Below are 20829 nucleotides of genomic sequence, written 5' to 3'. Positions count from 1 at the left end.
AAAACTCGTTAGAACAATATCTAACGAGTTTTTTTATACTGGCCTATTCCATTTATTTTTTTATTACTTTTTGAATGTCTATTTGGTTTCCATTGCTAATCTCAACAAAGTAGATGCCTGCTGCGTATTCTGAAAAATCCAATTGTATGTGATTTTGCGATCTATTGTAATTTTGTTTTGAGACAAGTTGCCCATTCATATTGAAAACTTTTAGGCTTTCAATAGGTGTTACAGCAGAATAATCTATATGTAAAATTGAACGAACAGGATTGGGATACAACTGAATTTGCTGGCTGAAATCATCTACACCAATTCCTTCACAACTTTCGTTATTTGGGTCAATACTCAAAGTTGCATTTACAGTTATCGGACATTCGCCATTATCTAAAGCAATATAAATACTGGTTAAAGGAGAATTTGCAAAATATTCTACTGGATTTGCAATCTGGTTTACTTGGTTATCAGCATCTTCTTGAGTTTCATAATAAGCAATTGTAAAATCAGCTGGATTGGCATTTTCAAACAAAATAGCTTCAAAACTAGTTAAATCGAATGTTGCTGTACCTGTAGCATCTTCATCACAATCTAATAAGGGTTCGTCAGGAAGTGTGATGTCTGGAAGTGTATTTACAAAAATATCGAAACTTGTAAATCGCTCACAAGTATCTAGTTCTGTTCCATTTTCAACGCGAACGTAAATGCTTTGTGAAAAAGCTTGACTATTGGTATACGGACTTGTAATGGCATTTGTAGCATTTTGTGCATCACTCAAACTTTCATGAAAACTGATGTTTACATCAGATAAATTCAAATTATTAATCTCAGGGATTAGTACGTTAAAGTCAAAATTATCGTAAAAGCCGCTGTTATTGGTATTATCGCAAACTGAAATATCATCTATTGTTAGATTTACATCTGCTAACTCTTGACTTACAACTTGAAAACTAGAAGTAGCAAAGCAGCTTGCATCATTGTTATTTTCTATTCTAACCCAGATTTCTTGATTGGTAACATTAGGCTGAAATCCAGTTGGATTTGCTATTTGAGAAATATTGTCGTCAGCATCGGTTTCACTTAAATGAAAACTTATAGTGTAATCTGCACTAGAATTGATGCCTAAAATGGAAGGAATTTGTTGTGTTAAATCAAAAATAGGAAATTGAGCAACTTCTTCTTCTTCACATTGTACCAAATTATCTAAATCTTCGGCTATTTCTACGTTATTTAAGCTAATAGTAAATTGGCCCACTTGAAAACAACCACCATTTTCTTCATTATTCTCTAAACGAATAAAAATAGTCTGATCATCTATTCCATCAGGCAATTGATAGGCTGTTAAATTAGAATCTATGGAATTAATTCCATCTTCAGCATCAACTTGATTGGTATAATAACTAGCTTCTATAATATTGGGGTCGGGTGTATTTACTGTATTTACATTATTTATTGTCAAATCGAAAATTTGGGTATAACTGAAATCACCACACTGGCTTAGATTTTCTAGATTGTTCAACTCTGGAGAAACAAATTCACCAACTTGAAAACTTGCAGTTTCATAGCAGTTTACATCGTTTACATTACTAATTCGGACAACAACATCTTCGGTTAATTCACCTGCATTAAGCATATAACTTGAAGGGTCTGGAATACTATTCGTATTGTTATCTGCATCATTTTGGTTAGTAAAGTAGGTAATTACATAATCTGTTTCATTTTGATTTTCGCCTAGAATGAATTCATTTTGAGCGGTTAAATCATATACAGGAATTGCCAAAGTATCGTCTGGACAAAAAAGTAAATCATCTAATTCATTAGCAACTTCAACATTATTAATTTTTAAGTTGAAACTGCTAACAGCTGAGCAATTTCCATTTTCTTGATTGTTTTCTAAACGAAGGTAAATAGTTTGTTCATCTAATCCGATAGGCATTTGATACGAAGTTAAATCTGAACTTATTGCGTTTGAATCATTGATAGCATCAACAAAACTAGTATGATAACTAGCTTCAACAATGTTAGGGTCTGGAGTGTTAACCGTATTCTCATTGTTAGTAGTTAAATCGAAAGTTTGGGTGTTGCTAAAATCTCCACACACACTTAAATCTTGAATTGAAGATATTTGTGGTATAATGTATCTGCCAATTTCAAAACTTGTAGTTTCATAACAGTTTACATCATCATTATTGCTAATTCTTACAAAAATATCTTGTGAACTTACTCCACTAGGCAAGGGGTAGCCTGAAGGATTTGAAATGGCATTTACGTTGTTATCTGCATCACTTTGGCTTGTAAAGTAATTAATTGTATAATTTTCTATAACTTGATTTGCTCCTAGAATACTATTATTTTGTGCGGTTAAGATATAGATAGGTGAAGCAATACTACTACAGAAAAATATGTCATTAATTTCATTAGCAATCTCAACATTATTGATGCTTAAATTAAAGCTTTCAACTGTAAAGCAATTTCCGTTTGCATCGTTATTGGCAAGTCTTACAAAGATGTCTTGAGAATCTATTCCGTTTGGTAATTGATAAGTTGCAAGATTATTAGTTATTGGGTTTTGTCCTGCAATGGCATCGGCTTCATTATTGTAAAAACTCAATAAAGTGATACTAGGATCTGGAGTATTTACTGATGTTGGTGTAATGATAGTTAAATCGAAACTTTGACTTCCAGAGAAATCTCCACAAGTACTCAAATCTGTTAATTGATTGATTTCTGGCTGTAAATAAATTTCAGTTTCTAAAGAAGTTACATCAAAACAACTTTCATCGAATGTGCTTGAAAGTCTAACCCAAATTGTTTCTGTAGCTCCACTGCTTTCGTATGCATTTGGGTTTTCAATTTCATTTGTGTTGTTTAAGGCATCGGTTTCGGTTGTAAAATAACTTACATTAAAACCAGTAGCGCTATTTTCTTGGTAAATGGTTGTTTCTGCTTGCGTTAAATCAAATACGCCTACGTTAGAATTATTGATAGCACAACCATTTAAATCAGGAATTGCAAAATCTAGGTTAGGTTCAGAAATACCAATTTCAAAACTAGAAGTAACAAAGCTTTGTGCATTGCCTGTTAGTGCTTCTTCTACACGAATCCAAATGGTGATATTTTCATTTTGTAATTCACTTGCATTTAAGGAGAAATTTTCAGGATTAGCAATAGCGTTTGTGCCAGCGTTGGCATCAGCTTCCGATAGGAAATAATCTACATTAAAGTTAGCTGGATTTTGACTCCCTAAAACAAATGCATCATTTGTTCTTAAGTTAATGTCAAATTCATTTACAGGAGGTTGACAGATTAATAAATCTTGTATATCTTCTATATTATCTGGGTCAGGCACAGGAATAAATTCCACATAAATAGAATCGCTGCTATTGCAATTGGCTAAAGTGGAATCTTCTTCACTAATAATGAAAATTTCGTAATTTCCAGTTTCTGTTATGTCTAAAGTTAATTCGGTTTCTCCATCAATTAACTCACCATCTTTGTACCATTCTATTGTAAAATTACAAGCACCACCTAAGCTGCCTTCGAAAGCTTCAGCACTAAATACATCGCCTTCAAATAAGGGTTCTGTATCGGTAAAGAAAATATCGTCTCCTAAATTTGCTCCTAAGTTAAAACTTCCACCTTCTAAAAATACGTAAGAATCGAAAGCGCTATCGCCATAATCGGCTACCATAATTTTCATAGTGTATACTTCACAAGGAATTACATTTGCAGTAGCTGTAAGTACTTGGGTTTCTCCTCCTAAAATATGGTAGGGTGGATTGTTCTGGTTGTATAAACTAGAAACAGCAAACTCTCCTAGGCTACCAGTAGGACAATTTGGATTCGGGTGAATGTTGGTAGGAGTAGTAGGGATTAAGCCATTACCACTACCGTTATCTATAGTAGCTATGTTGAGTCCACCTAAATCTAAATTTATAGCAGGTGTGTTGGGGTTTGCATCGTTATTATAAAGATTGCTGTCATTAATTCCGGGTCCACTTAAAATAAAAGCAAAGGTATCCGCGAAATTACAAACGAAACTGTTTGTCCCTCCATATTCATTTGAAGCAAAAATGTAATTAAAGCTAATTTCATCTTCGTAAGAACTGAATTCAAATTCAATTACTGTTGCATTGTTACTAGTTCCTACATTAGGGTCTCCTGTTGCAATTGTTGCTAATTCATCTTCTCCTGGCCAACCTTGTCCTGAATTTCCAGCTTGAGTTGTTACACCTTCAATATTACCAGAACCAATTACAATTCCATTTTCGAAAGGAAAATCACTACAATTCTTTGAAAAGTACCCAATACTTTGACTATTTGAATCATAAATATTTAAGTTGTTAGGTGAATTAATATTATCTACAATAGCACAATCTCCCGAAATAAATACATCTGAAACCAATTCGTCTAAAGTATATTCATCATCTACTTCATTGATGTTTAAAACATCGTTTCTAATCTCAAACTCAAAATCGATGCTTTCTTGGCAACCTTGCAAATCGGTAACGGTTAAGCTAGCATCAATTTCATCTACATCAGCAAAAGAAAGTTGTACGGTTTCTCCACTATAATCATCTCCATCAATTTCCCATTCAAAATTCAATTCGCTTGTAGGTGAATTATTTGAAGTTAAAGCTGAACCCGTAAATGTTAGTAACTCGTTTGCTCTGTAAAAGGGAACATCATCTGAAACTTCACAAGTTGTATTTCCATCGATGTCAACTTCTGGAAAAATTTGTTGGCAGGGATCTCCACATACAAACTGAGCTCCAAAACCAATATTGATAATACTAGGAATAAAAACTGTAGTAAATTTGATGGTGATACACCCACTTGGATTAGATGCAATATAAGTAGGGTTGGGCGGCATAGCATCGCTTACATATTCAAATACCAAAGGTGAGTTGGTGCTGTCGCCATTGTAAATCTCTAAGGTGCTGAAAGTGGTATTTAAACTAAAGCTAATGAACTCTAAGGTAATCACTTCATTCGGATCGTCAGGGCAAATAGTTAGCGTTTTTTCTTGATTGCTTAAGTTGCCATCGTTGTTGTTTAGGGCTAAAGTAGCATTACAAGTGTTTAATTGGTCAGTATCATTAAAGTCTGATGTCCAGTTAAAATTTTGCCCATAATTGCTAGAAACTGTTAAGAAAACAATAAGGATAAAGTATATTTTTTTCATGGTAAATAATTTGTCGCCTAATTTACAAGATTTTAGTTTTATAAGAGCGCTAAATCTTTAATAAAATTTAGCGTTTACATTTTTTAAATTTTAAGGAATGCAGATTGGTAATGAACAACTCATCATTTTTGAGTTAGCATTAAATTTTAATTACTTTTTTGACTGCTTTTTCAATACCATTGTCAATTTCTACAAAGAAAATACCTGTAGCAAAATCTGAGAAGTTTAATGCTAAGTAGTTTTGAAGTCTATTATATTTCTGCTGAAAAATAAGCTGACCGTTGATGTTATAAATCTTTAGGCTTTCAATTGGTGTTAAAGATGAATAGTCTATTTTTAAAATGGATGTTACAGGGTTTGGATAGAATTTTACTTGTTGGCTAAAGCTTTCCGTGCCAATGCCTTCACAAGAAACATCATTTGGATTAACATTAACTTCCACACTCAAAGTTGTTGAACAATCACCATTATCTACAAGAATAAAAATAGGAGTTATACCTGTTATAGCAGCATAATCTTGTGGGTTACCTATTGGGTTTTCTTGCGTATTTGCATCTTCTAGAGTTTCATAATAAGTTGTTGAAAAATCACTTGGATTTAAATTCTGATAAATGACATCTTCAAAGCTAGTTAAATCAAAAGTCGCTGTTCCTGTAGCATCTTCATCACAATCTAAGAGTGGTTCGATAGGAATTGTAATTTCAGGAAAGTTATTTATAATTTCAAAACTTGAAATAGAATAGCAAGACTGAGATAAATTGTTTTCAGCTCGTATAAAAATTGTTTCAGATTGATTTTGTGGTTGGTAAGCGGAAGGATTTGCAATTGAATTTAATCCATTAAAAGCATCTGTTTCTGTTGCATAAAAAGCAATAGATAATTGGCTTTCATTTATTCCTTCGACTGTAAAATCAGCTTGATTTAAATTTACTTCCAGGTTATTTGAATCTTCTTCACAAAGCACTAGGTTTTCAATGCTAGACTGAAAAGAAGGAGTTTCGAAATAATTTACAACTATTGTTCCTTCAACAAAAGAACCTGTAATGGGATTGCTAGCAGTAAGTTTAAAAGTTCCACCTGGACTTTGTACAGTGATGCTTAAATCATTTTCATCGGGGATAATTTCAAATGCTTGAGTAGTTTCATTAAAAATTTCCCAAGTATAATTTACTTGGTTATCAACAACATTAGCAGGTATAGAAGGAATGATGGTATATTCATCTCCATTGCACAAACTTATTTCTTCATTTAAAATAGGACAGCTTGAAAGTCCAGCGTTTTCTCCACCGGCATTGGTTTGTTGAAAACTGATAAAGCCAGGGTTTGTATTAAAGTTAGTGATTAAAACAATATAAAAGTCACCTTGAACCGTATTGGGTATGATCATGGTTTCTGTAGCTGAAACAGAATAACTACAATCTATTTCATTAGCTGAAGTTAGATTGTCACAATTTCCTGCTGGAGTATCAAATGGTCCCCAAACAATAAAATCAACATCTAAATTTGTGCCTGAAAAGTCTGCATTTGTATTTTGTTGTAAAAGAAATTCAAAGTCACCTGCTTGGTCTACCTGAAAATAAAACCAAGCAGGATAAGGTTCTATACCTAAACAGCCATAATCTGGACCAGGTTCTGCTGATGTAGCACCACCAGGTGTTTCATTGTTTATATTCGGAAAGAAAAACAATTCTCCACCAGCACAAAAGGGCTGTGCATCAGCGCAGGAATCACTGGTTCTTGAAATTACTTCTACATTAGCTAAATCTGTATTTAATGTTTCACAACCAAATTGATCTATAACTGTAACTTGTACATTGTATTCTGAAATTTCTGTGTAAACGTGTTGCACAAAAGGTATATTTGTTGTTGTAGTCTCTTCATCACCAAAATCCCATTCATAGGTATAGCTTTCATTGTCTAATTCTTCGTGGTCAATTTCAAAAGTTACTGGAATATAATTTCCAACTTCGTAAAAGCCTGAAGTGGTATTAAAATAAGAAGGTTCTAAATTCACTAATGAAGAAGGTATATCACATATTTCACGGCAACCAACATCAAAAGCTATTTCAGAATTAATCACAGAAGGAATAAAGGTTGATGAAATAGCAACTGTAATACAGCCTGTAGGGTTTGTTTCAGGATCAGAAGCAGTTACTAAAGAAACAGAACCATCGTAAGGAATTTCATTTGCGGTTATATCATCTCCATCATAAATAATAAAATCTAGAAACGCTTCTGGAGCTGTAAAAGTGGTAAAATCCAGTGTACTTACCAAGTTGTCATTATCTGGACAAATGGTAAAGACAATATTTTTATTACTTAAACCATTGTTTTCATTATTAATAAAATAAGAATCATCACAGGAAGAAACAGTAGCAAACTCATTTTCGTTTACAATGTCATTGATGTTGATTTGTGAAGTAGCTTGAAAATAGGAAAGAAAAAATAAAATGAGGAGTGGATAAAAGTTTTTCATGGTTTATATTTTGGCAAGCAAAATACATATTTATTAGAAAAATTTAAACTATCGATGTTAATAATTTTAAGATTTATAACTTGATATTATAGTTTATTTAAGTTTTACAAATTTTCAATTTGAAGTTGAAAATCAAGGTCTTTCAATTGTATATACCAATAAGCTAAGACACTACAATGAAGTTAATTCAATTTCAATAAAAAATCTAAAGTGTCAATTCCATCGGCATAATCCCATACTTCTGGATGTTGAGATTGACCAAAAGCCGTATCAATTTGAGATGAAAATTCAGGATTTCCTACTACGCATTGCAGATTTTCTTTTTGTTTGCTAATCTCATTTTCTAATTCCGATTTCGAATTGTAAAATTCGTAAAACAAGCAACCAATAGGAGAGGACAAGCCTTGGTCTTCTTTTAAAATTAAAAATCCATTATCGAATAATTTTACGCTGCTCATTAAATAAACCGCTTTGTTATAATCGTAATTATTGGTGTATTTATCATGTTGTAGCAAAGCTTTTTTATGAAATAAACCTTCAAAAAAAGAAGTAAAATCATATCCTTTGGGTACCATTAATTTTGAAACGCTTCGGCAACCCAAACCAAAGTACCTAAATATATCTTCGGCTAAGTTGGCAAAATCTGCGGAGGTTTCTTTACCGGTTAAAATCGCAATACTATTTCGGTTTTTACGAATAATGTGTGGTTTATTTCTAAAATAATATTCAAAATAGCGAGCGGTATTATTGCTTCCAGTAGCAATTACGGCATCAAAATTTTTCAATTGGTCCTTGGTGAGTTCTATTCGATTAGCAAAAGATTGGTCTTCCCTCATCAAGAATTTTACAACCCAATGAATAAGTAATTTGTCTTTTGATGAATACTTGGCAACAACATGGTTTCCTGATAGCAACACACTAATTACATCATGTAATCCTACCAAAGGAATGTTACCTGCCAAGACCAAACCAATCCGTTTAGCTATTTTTTCTTTAAAAGTGTATTGATCTAGCCAAAAATGAAGATTTTTTTCAGTTAAGGCTTCGCTCCAAGACTGTAAGCAAAAAAGAATTTCATCTTCAGTAAACCAAGAATTATGGTGCTTTGCGAGCTGAATATGTTGTTGCAATTCCTGATGTAAATCATCTTTAAAATCGGGAATTTGAGCTCTGTTTTGTTGAAGAAATTCATTTAACGAATTACCTAATTGCACTAACGAATTTATTGTGCTTTGCACCTTATCTGGCTTTGCCATAACTTATTTTCTGCGTATTTTTGAACAAAATTACTTAAAAAAAGAAAGATGGCTATCAAGATAACAGATGAATGTATTAATTGCGGTGCGTGTGAGCCAGAGTGCCCGAACACAGCAATTTACGAAGGTGCAGACGATTGGCGATATGCAGATGGAACAGATTTAGAAGGAAATATTGTATTGCCTAACGGAAAAGAAGTGAATGCTGAAGAAGCGCAAGAGCCTATAGATGATGAAGTTTACTACATTGTAGCAGATAAATGTACAGAATGTATGGGTTTTCATGAAGAACCACAATGTGCAGCGGTTTGCCCTGTAGATTGTTGTGTTCCAGATGAAGAACACGAAGAAACGGAAGAAGAATTACTCGGTAAGCAATCTTTTATGCATAAAGAATAGGATTTCATTTAGAGTACCGTTTAAAAAAAAATAGTATTAAAAGTGCGATGATATTAGAAGTACGAATATCAAAGTATAAATAACTTTTTACTCAGCTTTGCGAAGTTTGCAACTTCGCGCTTTCAGTTAAAAAATATTATTTAATGATCGAGTTGCATGTGTGATTTGAATCCAGTATTGCTCTTCTACCAGCAAAAATTTAATCTAAGTCCATAACAATTTTGATATTTTCCTTGATTAACTTAATGCTGTCTTTTGGTAAAGCTCCAATTTTTGTTGTTAGCCTATTGTTATCAATTGAACGTATTTGATCAACCATTACATCACAATCTTCATATAAGTTGGCCGTTCCTTTTTTTAAATGCACTCTTAATATTTCTGATTCTTTCTTAATATTTGTAGTAATTGGGCATATAATTGTAGAAGGATGCGGTACTTGATTAAGCAAATTGGTCTGAACTACTAAAACAAGTCTTTTTTTCCCTGGCTCAGTTCCTATTCGTGGGTTTAAATCAGCAATCCAAATTTCAAATTGTTTAATCTGCATGGTCTATTTTTTCAAATTCCTGTAAAACTGACATCGAATTCTCTCGAACCAAAGCCGATTCTTTTTTTAATTTTTCTTCAAGTATTTGTTTGCGTTGGAATTTATTATAGAATTCAATTGCCTCGTTAATATACCTATTGCGTGGTTTTTTTAAGCTACTAAGTATCTTTTCAGTATCTCCAAAAATTGATTCGTCTATTTTTAATGATATTGATTTCATAATCTTATTTGTATATCACAAATATATATCTTTTTAGTATATGCTAAAGTGAAATTTAATACAATTTTAAAGTTGAATGTAGTAACTTTTTTTGATTTCACGTTTTAGATTAGCATCTAAAATTTTAGCGTTTTATATTTAATTCCCGTTATTCGGTAATTCAATATAATCTGGTAAAACTGATTTTTTCTTTTCTTTTTCTTCTGTGCTTTCTTTTTCAGTTTCAGGTTGCCGAATGGCTTCTTTATTAATGATTTTATATAACAAATCCCGAAAATTTTGAAAATCTACATTATATGAAACACCTATTCCTTGGGTGTAAGCTAGTTCTTCTCCTATAAACTGAATATCGCTTTCCCGATTAAACGCATTTGCTCGTAATGAGCCAGATTCATTTAGCAGCAGATTAATTTCTACATCTCCAAAAACAAAGCTTTCGGTAGTTCCACCAACGGGAACACCAAAACGACCGTTGATTAGCACTCGATCGCTTATTTGTGTTTGAAAACTCATTCCAACGCGATCGCCAGTTTGGTTTTGGTCGGGAGTTCGTTGAGCTTGAGTATAATCTAAACCAACTTTAAATTTTCCTTCTTCATCAGAAAATATTTTATCTATTAAGCCGGAAGCGCCTTCTACTAAATTTCCTGTAATAGCGCCTTGTCCACCAATTCCGTCTATATTATAAAATGTACCTTGCGCCACTAAAGAAATGGCTTGCAATTCTGTATTTTCTCTTCCTTGAATACGGTAATCTAACTCAGATTTTACAATGGAAGATAAATTGGGATAGTTGATATCAAAATTTATATCAGGCTGAATTAATTCTCCGTTTAAACTGATGGTCACTTCAACGGGAATATCTCTATTAATACTCGGATTTTCCAGGATCATGGCAGGATTGGCTTGCGTTCTGTACACGGCTTCAACATTCATGTTGGCTTGCAGCGGATCGCCATCCCAAGTTAATGTTCCGCCAGGCACCACATTAAATTTCTTGTTAACCAAACCGGCGTATTTAAAATCGTAAATACCTTCAATGGCTTCAAAATCTCCAAACATATTGAATTTGCCATTGGTGTCAATTTCTATAAGTAAGTTTCCGGTACCGCGACCTCGCAAAGTACTTCCACTTTCTTTGTCAATTACAATTTCAACTTCAGCATCTTCCGTAATGTCAAGGTCAAAATTTAAGCTCAATCCTTTCACTTCTCTTAACTCAAGACTTTTTCCTTCCGCTTTTGCAAGTTTATCTGCTTCGGTTAAAAAATAAATAAATGAAGCATCGGTTAGAAATTCAGAATCGTCTAACGGAATTCTAAAAAGTGTATTTTTATTGGTTCGAGCATCTACATTAATCACTAAATCATCAATGGGTCCAACAATTTCAGCATTTCCAGTAATAAAAGCTGTTCCATAATATAATTTTCCTTCTTCAAATGGAGTGTCTAAAGCTATAAAATTGGTGCCACCAACGTTTAAGTCTAGCTCCCAATCGCTAAAATTATTATGTGCAATTAATCCGTCTAACCTGCCTTCAGACTGATATTTTGTGTCTTCTAATTCAACCCCTGTAAATACAAAAGCATTTTTAAGCACATTTATTTCGGTCTGACCCAACAAGTCAAAATCGATATTTAGATATGGAATTTGTAAGCCACCGTTTTCTAAAAATAAAGTTCCTTCTAGCGCGGGTTTTGTTAAGTTTTCTGTTACTGAAACGCTGCCGCTTAAATCACCTCGCATTTGGTTAATAACATCGCCACCTAAAGGAGAAAACATGCTAACATCTAAATTATTTGCGGTAATGTCTGCATCAATTTTTTGTTGACTTCCAGATTTAAAAATTCGGCCTTTACTAACTAAGAGCGTGTCGTTGTTATTTTTTAAACTTGCATTTATGTTGAAGTTTTCTAAGTTTTTATCTCCATCTGCAAAAAGCGATAAAACCCCTAATTTTTGTTGATTTACTTCAAAATCTGTAATGCTAAAATCTACATTTGGCGTGTAATCTCCTTGGTCTTGAAACAAACTAGCTATACCATTCATTTCGCCTTTTAATGCTAGACTATCTATACTGGGCGTAATGGTTTCTAGCTTTACTTTATTAAAATTCAAAGAAACGTCTTTGTAAGTTGAATCTCGAACAACGCCGTTTAACTTCACAAATGTGTTTTGATGATGAGCAACTATAGAATCAAATTCGAAATTTTGAAAGTTTTCTCCAATAACCAAACGATTGTTTTGGGTATCTTCATTTTTAATTTCCCAATCGTAATTTTTAATTGAAAATTGAGAATTCTGAAAACCAAAAATCAATTCGTCTGCATCGGTTGAAGTTTGATAAATCTTTAAATCGTAATTGTCACGATTATTTTTACCACCTTTTAAATTTGCACGGACAAAAAGCGTATCGTTTTTAGATTGATTTATAATTTCTAATTCTGAAGCTTCATAAAACGAAGTTTTAATTTTATCTACGTTTACCAAGGTATTAATCAGTGGGTCTTTGTTATCTATTTGAAGATTTATTTTCTTGAAAACATTTCCGTAAGCTTCAATTTCTGGCGAAACAAAGTTTAAACGAAAATAATTATCGTTAGCTACAATGCTTCCTTCAAGACTGGTCCCGGCATCAAATCTAATTTCAGGAAAAATGGCTTCTACAATTTTACTGTAAATGTCAAATTCAAAATCTACATAGGCAAATTGACCCAGGGATTCCGGATTTTTCCTGTAGTATAAATTTTGAAAGGCATTGACTGTAATCTTCGGCAATTCAGTTAATTCAAAAATACCCGATAATTTACCTTTGATTACATCAGGAGAGTTTACATCAATATATCTAATTTCATCTTCAAATCTAGAAGTGAGTTGAAGGTCTTCAAACTCTAAGGTTTCATTTTCATTTTTATAAATAAAGTTATTTAAATCTATGTTTCCTTTTAAGTCGTTTATATCTTTTCCGCGCATATCCATCTTTACATTTCCAGCAATTTCAGAAATGCTATCGCGTTTGTAAAGATTGATTTTTTTCAGGTTAATGTAATTTATTTTAGCTTCAAAATTATACAAGCTTTCTTCTTCGCTTAAATCTACCAAGCCCGAAAAATTCAAGTCCATATTGGGATCTTTAATTTTAAAATTCCCATTAAATTTAGGCTCTTTTAGTATTCCGTCTATTTCAATGTTTTTGTATTCGTAGTCATTAATTCCTAAACTCGTTATTTTTCCTTGCAGTTCAGTGTCTAAAAATTTTCGTTTAAAGCCTTTACCATCTACGTTTAAATTAAAACTAACTTTTCCATATTTTTCTTCTAAAAGCAACTTGTTAAGTTGAATTTCATTAAAACTCAAATCTCCAACATAACGTACATTTTTTTGGTCGTTTAAATTTTTGAAATTTAGTTTTACAACCGCATTTCCAATACTGGTTTGAGCGCTAAAGTCTGACTTTAAATTTACACCATCAATTAAAGTGTAACCTTGTATTTTCAATTCGCCAAAACGGCTTAATTCTTCTGGAATAGTATTGCCTAAAACTCTTGGAAGTAAATTAGCCAAATCTGAATAATCAGTCTGTAACTCGCCGAAATTTCCTTCTAAAATGAAGTCTTTTTCATCATCCATGATGTTTTTGAAATTCAACTTTTGAGCGATAATTTTTGAATTTCGCATCCCTTTCAAATTGATGTTTTCCAAATCAAAATTATTCATTACTCCAGTTAGATGACCAGTAAAGCTAAGTTGTTCACCGTATCCAAACTCGCTGTAAAATTTGGCTAAATCTGAAGTTGAAAGGTCTGCATATTTAAATTTTGCGTCTAATTGTACTTTGTTATTAAAGTCTGAAAAATCGCCCCGATTGTAATTCATTACAATATCTCCTTGCACTTTAGATAAATCTGTAGCTAAATTTAATTGGTCTAAGTGAATTTGAGTTGGGGAATATTGAAACTTAGTTTGCAAATCTTCAATTAAAAAATTTCTACCTGTAAGACCACTTAATTTTCTAATTTCTACACCAATATTGCTGCCTTTAATCTTGAAATTTTCAGCATTGAGTAACATATTTTTAATACTAAACAAATTTGAATTTGCTCGGGTTTCGTCAATTATGCTTACATGTGACTCTGTAGCCAATAAAAAATTGGCTTTCAGTTGAAATTCTTTTCTATTTAGCGAATCTTTAGGTTGGTCTGGATCTTTAAACTGATTGATAAAATGAATAAAACTATCTTCTTCTTCTCCTTTGTAGCGAACCAAATTGAAACGTAGTTTGTTAATTTTTGTGTTGCTTAATTGAACAGAATTGTCCCAAAATGATGCTAGACTAATCAAGGAAGTCGAAAACTTATCCATATAGATTAACGTGTCCTGATGATGATCTTCTACATACACACGCTTCAATTCAATATCGCCATTAAGTTGTATTTTTAAGGCTTCAACCGCAATATTGGTGTTGTATTCTTTATTGATGTCTTCTGTAACTTTTTGAGCCGCATAGCTTTGTACTCTTGGTATGGTAAAAATAATTACCACCAAAAGTAAAAGTAAAATAATGGCCAAGGCAATTCTGCCTAGTATGCGGAAAAACTTTTTAATTTTTATACTATTTTGTTAGTGTTCATCAAGGTTTTTCAAATATATGGCTTTTTAAAAACAAGCCTTTAAAAAAATTTCTATTCTGCTACAAATTTAGTTAGCTTTGCGTGACTAATTTCAACAAAAGGAACAAAAGAAATGCCAAATCCATCCGATGTCTATATTCTAGGAATAGAATCTTCTTGCGATGATACTTCGGCAGCTGTTCTAAATATAAGGAAACCTTTGAGCAATGTAATTGCCACACAAAAAATTCATGAAGAATATGGTGGTGTTGTTCCAGAACTAGCTTCTCGGGCGCATCAAAAAAACATTGTTCCAGTTGTTCATCAGGCTTTAGAAAAAGCAGGAATTCAAGCTTCAGATTTATCTGCAATTGCGTATACAAAAGGTCCAGGTTTAATGGGTTCTTTATTAGTTGGCGCATCTTTTGCTAAATCTTTAGCAATGGCTTTAAATATACCTTTGTTGGAAGTGAACCACATGCAAGCGCATATTTTAGCTCATTTTATTGAAGATGAAGCCCAAAAAAGGCCTCCTTTTCCGTTTTTAGGAATTACCATTAGTGGTGGACATACCCAAATTGTAAAAGTAAATGCTGCTTTTGATATGGAAGTGATTGGAGAAACTTTGGACGATGCTGTTGGAGAAGCATTTGATAAGTGTGGTAAAATGATGCAACTAGATTATCCAGCTGGACCAATTATAGACCGTTTAGCAGCTAAAGGAAATCCTAAGGCTTTCACTTTTTCTAAACCAAAAGTAAAGGATCTAAATTTTTCTTTTAGCGGTTTAAAAACTGCTGTTCTGTATTTTTTGCAGCGTGAAAAACAAAAAAATCCCAATTTTGTATCCGAAAATATAGAAGACATTTGTGCTTCACTACAATACACCATTGTAGATATTTTAATGACTAAAATAAAAAAAGCTATTCAACAAACGGGGATTACTCACGTAGCAATTGGTGGAGGTGTTTCTGCTAATTCAGCCATTAGAAATGCCTTGCTTGAAGCCGAAAAACAGGGAACTTTAATCGCTTATATTCCAAAATTTGAATATTGCACAGATAATGCTGCAATGATTGCCATTGTTGGCTATTATAAATATATAGAACAAGATTTTAAGAACACAAAACTAGCACAAGCTCGATTTAAAATTTAAAAATTATCACACATTAACCAAAAAGATGAAAAAACTATTACTTATCACTTTAGTACTTTTACAAGTAAACACATTTGCACAAAACAGACTATTTAACCAAAATTATAATGAGTTTACTGGTTTTGGTTTAAGCGAGCAAGAATTAAAAGAACAGGAGTCTGAAGGAGAATTAGTTGTTTTTAATGAAGCAAAACACGAAACAAGACTTGCCCTTACTTTGTTCGATAAGAAAGTTGGAAAAAAACACAAAGAAAAAGGAAGCACGGGAACCAAAATTTACGAAGTATTAGCAGATCGTGAAGTAAAACATTACCGCATTAATTATATTTTTTTAGATGGAGATAAAATGTCTAAAAAAGCAGTTGATAGACTGCGAAAGAAAATACAAGGAATGTTAGATAAAGGCATTCAATTTGAATCGCTTGCTAGACAGTATTCTATGGACAGAAATTCGTATAATGGCGGTGATTCAGGTTGGTTTAAACAAGAACAAACCGTTCCTGTTTTTTTCGAAGAAATCAACAACCCCAAGCTTTTAGCAAATGAAGTTTATCAAATAGATTTAGCTGAAGCCAATTGGTATTATCTAGTTCAAAAAACATTTACTCCCACTAAAATTCGCGAGATCTTGGTAAAAATTTCAGATTAACTATGCAATTATTTTTCCATTCAGACTTGTCTAAAAATCAACAACAAGCAGATTTTTCAAAAATTGAAAGTCAGCATATTGTAAAGGTTTTGCGAAAACAAGTTGGAGATGAAATTGAAGTTACCAACGGACAAGGAGATTGGTTTTTGTGTAAAATTACAATGGCGCAAACCAAACGCTGCCAAATTGAAGTCTTAGCACATAAATACTATCCTAAAAATCATCAATATTACTTGCACATGCTTGTAGCTCCTACCAAAAGCAACGATAGATTTGAATGGTTTTTGGAAAAAGCTACTGAAATTGGAGTAGATGAAATAACGCCAATTTTAACTGAAAATTCCGAACGAAAACACATCAAAATTGAACGCTACCAAAAAATAATTTTGAGTGCTATGAAACAATCTTTACAGTTTCATTTACCTAAATTGAATGATCTAACAGCTTTTGAAAACATACTTTCTATCGAAGCGGACCAAAAATGGATTGCACACTGTTATGAAGATGAAAACCGAACAGAACTATTTAGATCTGTTAATCCAAAACAGAATTATTTACTTTGTATTGGTCCAGAAGGCGATTTTAGTTTAGATGAAGTTAAATTGGCTTTGCAACATAACTTTGAAGCTGTATCTTTAGGCAAAAATAGATTGCGAACCGAAACCGCGGCTATTTCTGCTTGCCATTCTATAGCTATAAAAAACTCTAATTTAGATGCGTAAAATTTTCTGTTCAATTGCTTTTTTATTCGTGCTATCTTCAGGACTTGCACAAGAAATTGCCTTACTCAAATATCAAGGTGGCGGCGATTGGTACAGTAATCCTACAGCTTTGCCTAATTTAATTGAATTTAGCAATCAACAAATTAACACTTCAATTGAAGCTCAACCTGTTACCGTTGAAACTTCAAGTCCAGAGTTGTTTAATTATGCTTTTGTACACATGACTGGGCACGGAAATGTTTATTTTTCTGAAGAAGATGTAGAAAATTTAAGAACGTATTTACTGAGTGGCGGATTTTTACACGCAGACGATAACTACGGAATGGCGCCGTACTTTAAAGAAGCCATTAAAACGGTTTTTCCAGAGAAAGAATGGGTAGAGTTAAGTGCAAATCATCCTATTTTTAACCAAGCTTTTTCATTTCCAAAAGGCTTACCTAAAATTCATGAGCACGACGCTCTACCACCACAAGCTTTTGGGATTTTTGATGAAGATAGATTAATTGTTTTGTTTACTTACGAAAGTGATTTGGGCAACGGTTGGGAAGATCCAGAAGTGCATAACGATCCGGAAGAAGTTCGTTTAAAAGCGCTTCAAATGGGTGCCAATATTTTAAATTACGTATTTACTAGATAGAAATTGTAAGTAAACTTACTTTTTTAAAATGTAATCCTAAACGCTTACAAATTGATTTATCTTTTCTCAGATAACTTCTAATTTAAGTATCCAAAAACCGTGATTTTTCTTCTGGGCTTGGCATGGGGCAGGTTTCCATTTTTCCAAACCAACTGTAGCGGTTACGGGCTACAAAATCATAAAACCAATTTCTAAAGCTTTCCGGTAAGTAGGAGAAAATGCCTAAAATTGGCCACAAACCAGTTAGTTTTTTAGCGATTTCCAAAGCTGCAGTAGATTTGATGTAATACGCATTTCCAGGATCGATTAAGATAATGGAATCTACTTTTTCAGTGTCAATGTCACGTTCTTTGGTCATTTGCTGACCTAATTCGCTTTGCAAAGAGGCGAAATAAAACAAATCATATTTATCTCGTTTTAAGATAAACCTAACCGAATCATTACAAAAGTGACAAACTCCATCAAATAAGATGAGCATTTTTCCTTCGGGTAATAGCTTTTCTTTTTCCATTATTTTGCTCTTTTCACCAATTCCAGCTGATCTTCAGAAACGCTGGTGGTAAACACACCGTAATTCACCACTACTTTATTTTTTTCAAACTTATCAATTGTACCAACGGCTTTCCCGTCAATCATTCTAACGCTGTCGTTCAACTTGAGTTGGTGCTTTGGTTTTAGTAGTTCTTTCTTTTCTTCCTCAGCTTGTTTTTCCTTTTCTACTTTCTTTTTCTCTCGGATTTTCTCCACTTTTTTAGAAAGTTCTTGCTTTACCCGATGTTCTTCTCGTTTTTTACGTTGCTGCTCTTTTTTTGATTCTTGAATTCGTTTGGAATTTTCTTTTTCAATTACCTTTAAAAAATCGCCGATGAGTTGCTTTTTATTTTTGGAGTTGAAATACTTTTCACTCATGGAATTGATTTTCTCACCCAAGCTAATCATGCGTTGATTGGAATCATACAACTCTTGGTATTTTTCTAATTTATCTTGAATCTTCGCATTGATTTCATCGTATTTTTCTTGCTCTAAAGCGGCTTCTTGTTTTTGGTTTTTTAGTTCATTATTGGTTTTTGCCAATTTTGAACGTTCCATTTGCAACTTGGCAATGCTTTTGTCAAATCGAATTTTCCCACGTTCAACTTTCTTTTTCGAACGGTTGATCAAACTATACGGAATTCCATTTTTTTGCGCTACTTCAAAAGTAAACGAGCTTCCTGCTTCACCGAGTTTCAACTTGAAAATTGGTTCCAAAGAATGCGCATCAAATAGCATGTTGGCATTCACGATTTCTTTGTTTTCATTCGCCATCATTTTCAAGTTGGCATAATGCGTGGTAATGATTCCGTAGGATTGCTTTTCGTAAAAAACTTCTAAAAAAGTTTCCGCTAAAGCTCCGCCCAATTCAGGATCGGTTCCTGTTCCAAATTCATCGATTAAAAATAAGGTATTTTCGTCGCATTTCTTTAAGAAATTCCGCATATTTTTCAAGCGATAACTGTACGTACTTAAATGATTTTCAATACTTTGATTGTCGCCAATGTCTGTAAGTATCTTATCGAAAAAACAAAGTCTGCTGTATTCATGTACAGGAATCAACATGCCCGAATGCAGCATCAATTGAATGAGTCCAACGGTTTTTAGGGTAATGCTTTTCCCACCCGCATTCGGTCCAGAAATCACAATGATTTGATTGTCCTTATCCAATCGAATGTCTTGCGGATAGGTTTTTGCCTTTTTCTTTTGGTTGTCAATCAGCAACAATGGATGAAAGGCGTCTTTTAAGTGAAGCTCTTTTTCTTTATTCAGTTTAGGTAAAATTCCGTTGTACAATCTAGCATATTCCACTTTAGCAGAAATCAAATCGATTTCACTCAACAACTTTTGGTAATCGTCCAAAACTGTTATAAAAGGTCGCATGTCATCGGTTAAAGCCAATAATATGCGTTGAATTTCTTCCTGTTCTTCATACTGAAGATTATTGAATTCGGTATCGTAATGTTGGGTTTCTTCTGGTTGCATGTACACAATGCTTCCCGTTTTTGAATTCCCTAAAACACGGCCTTTTACTTTGCGTCGGTGCATTGCTGAAACCGCCAATACTCGAACATTTTCTACCACGCTTTCGCGGATATCATCCAAATAGCCAAAACTACTGTATCTGCCAAGTGCGCTAGCAAAACTGCTGCCGATTTTGCTTTTTACAACATTCAGATTTTTTCGGATTTGTTGAAGCAGGGGAGAAGCATCGTCTTTAATTTCGCCAAAGCGATTTACCACTTCTTCAATGCGTTGATGAATAAACAAGCTGTGTTCGATACTGGAAGAAGTTTGGTACAAACGCGGATAAACTTCCTTGTATTTTTCAAAATGAAGTTGAAGCGTGGTTGCGGTAATCGAAAGTTCTTTGAGTTTTCTGAAACCATTCAGCTCCAAACGGGAATTTTCGATTTGCAACAAACTCAATTCTTTATCAATTCGGTCGAAACCATGATTGGGAATCCGAACTTCTTGAAAAGCAGAAGATTTGTATTCTTGGGTTTGCAAAAGTGAAAAATACGAACGCTTATGCGATTTTTTGGGAACTAAATTCAACGCCTTTTCCTTTCCTTTTTCGGTGATGCAAAATTCAGCTAACTGATTGAGGAGCGCAGGAAATTCAAGGTCTTGTAAGGTTTTTTCACTAATGTCTATCATTCAATTTCAAATATTATACAAACTTACTCAAATTGAAGGATTCGCATACTTAACTAAATAGCAAAAAAGACATAAAAAATAGTTGCTGAACTTATCTTTGATTAAAATTTTTCCTTAGGAAGGAAATGCTGAAAGGCAAAGGGTGTTGTTTTATATTTAATACCCATCTCTGGTCTTCCCTTAAAAGGGAAGAAGCCGTTTTGAGTTTGAACTAAAATTATGGTTTTAATTATAATTTTTCATAAAGTACACGACAAAAATTGATATTCGTCAAATCAGTTCTGCCC

13 protein-coding genes are annotated in these 20829 nt (G+C 33.2%); 5 read left to right on the top strand and 8 right to left on the bottom strand.

Going from position 1 to position 20829, the window contains the following annotated elements; genetic code table 11:
- Window positions 1-52 precede the first annotated feature (52 nt).
- From IEV72_RS11550 to IEV72_RS11540, 3 genes are all read right to left on the bottom strand, one after another.
- Window positions 53-5179, bottom strand: coding sequence for an FIDD domain-containing protein (locus IEV72_RS11550; RefSeq protein ID WP_188459278.1), 5127 nt, complete (start codon window positions 5177-5179; stop codon window positions 53-55).
- Window positions 5180-5318: 139 nt separating this feature from the next.
- Window positions 5319-7655 (bottom strand): T9SS type A sorting domain-containing protein, encoded by a 2337-nt coding sequence (locus tag IEV72_RS11545; protein WP_188459277.1) that lies wholly within the window; start codon window positions 7653-7655, stop codon window positions 5319-5321.
- A 182-nt stretch (window positions 7656-7837) separates the two neighbouring features.
- Window positions 7838-8911, bottom strand: coding sequence for an acyl-CoA reductase (locus IEV72_RS11540; RefSeq protein WP_188459276.1), 1074 nt, complete (start codon window positions 8909-8911; stop codon window positions 7838-7840).
- Between the two features lie 48 nt (window positions 8912-8959).
- On the opposite strand from IEV72_RS11540, the gene IEV72_RS11535 reads away from it, so the two are divergent.
- Complete coding sequence (locus IEV72_RS11535) at window positions 8960-9310, top strand: 4Fe-4S dicluster domain-containing protein (RefSeq protein ID WP_188459275.1); 351 nt, start codon at window positions 8960-8962, stop codon at window positions 9308-9310.
- Between the two features lie 199 nt (window positions 9311-9509).
- On the opposite strand, the gene IEV72_RS11530 is transcribed toward IEV72_RS11535, so the two are convergent.
- The 3 genes from IEV72_RS11530 to IEV72_RS11520 form a co-directional block, all read right to left on the bottom strand.
- Entirely contained in the window at window positions 9510-9857 is a 348-nt protein-coding gene (locus tag IEV72_RS11530; RefSeq protein ID WP_188459274.1) for a type II toxin-antitoxin system PemK/MazF family toxin, read from the bottom strand.
- Complete coding sequence (locus IEV72_RS11525) at window positions 9847-10077, bottom strand: hypothetical protein (protein WP_188459273.1); 231 nt, start codon at window positions 10075-10077, stop codon at window positions 9847-9849. The genes IEV72_RS11530 and IEV72_RS11525 overlap by 11 nt, the downstream gene beginning before the upstream one ends.
- 138 nt (window positions 10078-10215) lie before the next feature.
- Window positions 10216-14646 (bottom strand): translocation/assembly module TamB, encoded by a 4431-nt coding sequence (locus tag IEV72_RS11520; protein ID WP_188459272.1) that lies wholly within the window; start codon window positions 14644-14646, stop codon window positions 10216-10218.
- 174 nt (window positions 14647-14820) lie between these two features.
- Here IEV72_RS11520 and tsaD point away from each other — a divergent pair, with 174 nt between their 5' ends.
- The 4 genes from tsaD to IEV72_RS11500 are packed head-to-tail and all read left to right on the top strand — an operon-like array spanning window position 14821 to window position 17851.
- A complete protein-coding gene (gene tsaD / locus IEV72_RS11515; protein WP_188459271.1) occupies window positions 14821-15843 on the top strand; it encodes a tRNA (adenosine(37)-N6)-threonylcarbamoyltransferase complex transferase subunit TsaD in 1023 nt (340 codons plus the stop codon).
- A 25-nt stretch (window positions 15844-15868) separates the two neighbouring features.
- Window positions 15869-16492, top strand: coding sequence for a peptidylprolyl isomerase (locus tag IEV72_RS11510; protein WP_188459270.1), 624 nt, complete (start codon window positions 15869-15871; stop codon window positions 16490-16492).
- A gap of 2 nt (window positions 16493-16494) precedes the next feature.
- Window positions 16495-17214 (top strand): 16S rRNA (uracil(1498)-N(3))-methyltransferase, encoded by a 720-nt coding sequence (locus tag IEV72_RS11505; protein ID WP_188459269.1) that lies wholly within the window; start codon window positions 16495-16497, stop codon window positions 17212-17214.
- Window positions 17207-17851 carry a DUF4159 domain-containing protein gene (locus tag IEV72_RS11500; RefSeq protein WP_188459268.1) on the top strand — a complete coding sequence of 215 codons (645 nt, stop codon included), beginning with the start codon at window positions 17207-17209 and terminating at the stop codon, window positions 17849-17851. Before IEV72_RS11505 ends, IEV72_RS11500 begins: the two co-directional genes overlap by 8 nt.
- Window positions 17852-17933: 82 nt before the next feature.
- Here the strand turns inward: IEV72_RS11500 and IEV72_RS11495 are convergent, their stop codons facing one another.
- Both IEV72_RS11495 and IEV72_RS11490 read right to left on the bottom strand, forming a co-directional pair.
- Entirely contained in the window at window positions 17934-18362 is a 429-nt protein-coding gene (locus IEV72_RS11495; protein ID WP_188459267.1) for a thiol-disulfide oxidoreductase DCC family protein, read from the bottom strand.
- Entirely contained in the window at window positions 18362-20542 is a 2181-nt protein-coding gene (locus IEV72_RS11490; protein WP_188459266.1) for an endonuclease MutS2, read from the bottom strand. The genes IEV72_RS11495 and IEV72_RS11490 overlap by 1 nt, the downstream gene beginning before the upstream one ends.
- Window positions 20543-20829: the final 287 nt, after the last annotated feature.

It is taken from the genome of Psychroflexus planctonicus (assembly GCF_014640195.1).
In the GTDB taxonomy this organism is placed as follows: Bacteria; Bacteroidota; Bacteroidia; order Flavobacteriales; family Flavobacteriaceae; genus Psychroflexus; species Psychroflexus planctonicus.
This window is presented reverse-complemented; position numbering and strand designations above follow the sequence as displayed.

Excerpts from the sequence above, each read along its gene's own strand:
- IEV72_RS11525 (WP_188459273.1), bottom strand. The coding sequence starts at position 10,077 with ATGAAATCAATATCATTAAAAATAGACGAATCAATTTTTGGAGATACT.
- IEV72_RS11495 (WP_188459267.1), bottom strand. The coding sequence starts at position 18,362 with ATGGAAAAAGAAAAGCTATTACCCGAAGGAAAAATGCTCATCTTATTT.
- IEV72_RS11505 (WP_188459269.1), top strand. The coding sequence starts at position 16,495 with ATGCAATTATTTTTCCATTCAGACTTGTCTAAAAATCAACAACAAGCA.
- IEV72_RS11535 (WP_188459275.1), top strand. The coding sequence starts at position 8,960 with ATGGCTATCAAGATAACAGATGAATGTATTAATTGCGGTGCGTGTGAG.
- IEV72_RS11530 (WP_188459274.1), bottom strand. The coding sequence starts at position 9,857 with ATGCAGATTAAACAATTTGAAATTTGGATTGCTGATTTAAACCCACGA.
- IEV72_RS11490 (WP_188459266.1), bottom strand. The coding sequence starts at position 20,542 with ATGATAGACATTAGTGAAAAAACCTTACAAGACCTTGAATTTCCTGCG.
- IEV72_RS11510 (WP_188459270.1), top strand. The coding sequence starts at position 15,869 with ATGAAAAAACTATTACTTATCACTTTAGTACTTTTACAAGTAAACACA.
- IEV72_RS11550 (WP_188459278.1), bottom strand. The coding sequence starts at position 5,179 with ATGAAAAAAATATACTTTATCCTTATTGTTTTCTTAACAGTTTCTAGC.
- tsaD (WP_188459271.1), top strand. The coding sequence starts at position 14,821 with ATGCCAAATCCATCCGATGTCTATATTCTAGGAATAGAATCTTCTTGC.
- IEV72_RS11545 (WP_188459277.1), bottom strand. The coding sequence starts at position 7,655 with ATGAAAAACTTTTATCCACTCCTCATTTTATTTTTTCTTTCCTATTTT.
- IEV72_RS11540 (WP_188459276.1), bottom strand. The coding sequence starts at position 8,911 with ATGGCAAAGCCAGATAAGGTGCAAAGCACAATAAATTCGTTAGTGCAA.
- IEV72_RS11500 (WP_188459268.1), top strand. The coding sequence starts at position 17,207 with ATGCGTAAAATTTTCTGTTCAATTGCTTTTTTATTCGTGCTATCTTCA.